This is a genomic window from Streptomyces sp. NPDC017246 (genome assembly GCF_044331325.1).
Taxonomy (GTDB): Bacteria; Actinomycetota; Actinomycetes; order Streptomycetales; family Streptomycetaceae; genus Streptomyces.
On sequence record NZ_JBIRMW010000040.1, the window covers coordinates 1,959 to 5,171 of the forward strand.

At 56.8% G+C, this 3,213-nt stretch carries 1 rRNA gene; it reads left to right on the forward strand.

Features of this window, described 5'->3' with window-relative positions:
* The first annotated feature begins 58 nt into the window (after positions 1 to 58).
* Positions 59 to 3,181: ribosomal RNA gene (locus ACH4MY_RS38115) — 23S ribosomal RNA — on the forward strand.
* Positions 3,182 to 3,213 lie beyond the last annotated feature (32 nt).

Sequence of the window (3,213 nt, forward strand, 5' to 3'; positions counted from 1 at the left end):
CGGGGTGATGGGTGGCTGGTCGTTGCTTGAGAACTACACAGTGGACGCGAGCATCTGTGGCCAAGTTTTTAAGGGCGCACGGTGGATGCCTTGGCACCAGGAACCGATGAAGGACGTGGGAGGCCACGATAGTCCCCGGGGAGCCGTCAACCAGGCTTTGATCCGGGGGTTTCCGAATGGGGAAACCCGGCAGTCGTCATGGGCTGTCACCCATGCCTGAACACATAGGGCATGTGGAGGGAACGAGGGGAAGTGAAACATCTCAGTACCCTCAGGAAGAGAAAACAACCGTGATTCCGGGAGTAGTGGCGAGCGAAACCGGATGAGGCCAAACCGTATGCGTGTGATACCCGGCAGGGGTTGCGCATGCGGGGTTGTGGGATCTCTCTTTCACAGTCTGCCGGCTGTGAGACGAGTCAGAAACCGTTGATGTAGGCGAAGGACATGCGAAAGGTCCGGCGTAGAGGGTAAGACCCCCGTAGCTGAAACATTAACGGCTCGTTTGAGAGACACCCAAGTAGCACGGGGCCCGAGAAATCCCGTGTGAATCTGGCGGGACCACCCGCTAAGCCTAAATATTCCCTGGTGACCGATAGCGGATAGTACCGTGAGGGAATGGTGAAAAGTACCGCGGGAGCGGAGTGAAATAGTACCTGAAACCGTGTGCCTACAAGCCGTGGGAGCGTCGCTCATTGAGTTTACTCAGTGGGTCGTGACTGCGTGCCTTTTGAAGAATGAGCCTGCGAGTTTGCGGTGCGTTGCGAGGTTAACCCGTGTGGGGAAGCCGTAGCGAAAGCGAGTCCGAATAGGGCGATTCAGTAGCGCGCTCAAGACCCGAAGCGGAGTGATCTAGCCATGGGCAGGTTGAAGCGGAGGTAAGACTTCGTGGAGGACCGAACCCACCAGGGTTGAAAACCTGGGGGATGACCTGTGGTTAGGGGTGAAAGGCCAATCAAACTCCGTGATAGCTGGTTCTCCCCGAAATGCATTTAGGTGCAGCGTCGTGTGTTTCTTGCCGGAGGTAGAGCACTGGATAGGCGATGGGCCCTACCGGGTTACTGACCTTAGCCAAACTCCGAATGCCGGTAAGTGAGAGCACGGCAGTGAGACTGTGGGGGATAAGCTCCATGGTCGAGAGGGAAACAGCCCAGAGCATCGACTAAGGCCCCTAAGCGTACGCTAAGTGGGAAAGGATGTGGAGTCGCAGAGACAACCAGGAGGTTGGCTTAGAAGCAGCCACCCTTGAAAGAGTGCGTAATAGCTCACTGGTCAAGTGATTCCGCGCCGACAATGTAGCGGGGCTCAAGCGTACCGCCGAAGTCGTGTCATTGCAGCAATAGGGCCAACGCCCGCTGTGATGGGTAGGGGAGCGTCGTGTGCCGGGTGAAGCAGCCGCGGAAGCGAGTTGTGGACGGTTCACGAGTGAGAATGCAGGCATGAGTAGCGATACACACGTGAGAAACGTGTGCGCCGATTGACTAAGGGTTCCTGGGTCAAGCTGATCTGCCCAGGGTAAGTCGGGACCTAAGGCGAGGCCGACAGGCGTAGTCGATGGACAACCGGTTGATATTCCGGTACCCGCTTTGAAACGCCCAGTATCGAGCCCATTAATGCTAAGGCCGTGAAGCCGTTCCGGACCCTTCGGGGAAAGGAAAGTGGTGGAGCCGCTGATCCAAGGTGGTAGTAGGTAAGCGATGGGGTGACGCAGGAAGGTAGTCCAACCCGGGCGGTGGTAGTCCCGGGGTAAGGGTGTAGGGCGTTGTCCAGGTAAATCCGGACAGCACATAGCCTGAGACCTGATGCCGAGCCGATTGTGGTGAAGTGGATGATCCTATGCTGTCGAGAAAAGCCTCTAGCGAGTTTCATGGCGGCCCGTACCCTAAACCGACTCAGGTGGTCAGGTAGAGAATACCGAGGCGTTCGGGTGAACTATGGTTAAGGAACTCGGCAAAATGCCCCCGTAACTTCGGGAGAAGGGGGGCCACGCTTGGTGATCGGATTTACTCCGTGAGCTGGGGGTGGCCGCAGAGACCAGCGAGAAGCGACTGTTTACTAAAAACACAGGTCCGTGCGAAGCCGTAAGGCGATGTATACGGACTGACGCCTGCCCGGTGCTGGAACGTTAAGGGGACCGGTTAGTGACCTTTCGGGGTTGCGAAGCTGAGAACTTAAGCGCCAGTAAACGGCGGTGGTAACTATAACCATCCTAAGGTAGCGAAATTCCTTGTCGGGTAAGTTCCGACCTGCACGAATGGCGTAACGACTTCTCGACTGTCTCAACCATAGGCCCGGTGAAATTGCACTACGAGTAAAGATGCTCGTTTCGCGCAGCAGGACGGAAAGACCCCGGGACCTTTACTACAGTTTGATATTGGTGTTCGGTTCGGCTTGTGTAGGATAGGTGGGAGACTTTGAAGCAGCCACGCCAGTGGTTGTGGAGTCGCCGTTGAAATACCACTCTGGTCGTGCTGGATGTCTAACCTCGGTCCGTGATCCGGATCAGGGACAGTGTCTGATGGGTAGTTTAACTGGGGCGGTTGCCTCCCAAAGGGTAACGGAGGCGCCCAAAGGTTCCCTCAGCCTGGTTGGCAATCAGGTGTTGAGTGTAAGTGCACAAGGGAGCTTGACTGTGAGACCGACGGGTCGAGCAGGGACGAAAGTCGGGACTAGTGATCCGGCGGTGGCTTGTGGAAGCGCCGTCGCTCAACGGATAAAAGGTACCCCGGGGATAACAGGCTGATCTTCCCCAAGAGTCCATATCGACGGGATGGTTTGGCACCTCGATGTCGGCTCGTCGCATCCTGGGGCTGGAGTCGGTCCCAAGGGTTGGGCTGTTCGCCCATTAAAGCGGTACGCGAGCTGGGTTTAGAACGTCGTGAGACAGTTCGGTCCCTATCCGCTGCGCGCGCAGGAATATTGAGAAGGGCTGTCCCTAGTACGAGAGGACCGGGACGGACGAACCTCTGGTGTGCCAGTTGTCCTGCCAAGGGCATGGCTGGTTGGCTACGTTCGGGAGGGATAACCGCTGAAAGCATCTAAGCGGGAAGCCTGCTTCGAGATGAGTATTCCCACCTCCTTGAGAGGGTAAGGCTCCCAGTAGACGACTGGGTTGATAGGCCGGATGTGGAAGCCCAGTAATGGGTGGAGCTGACCGGTACTAATAGGCCGAGGGCTTGTCCTCAGTTGCTCGCGTCCACTGTGTTAGTTCTGAAG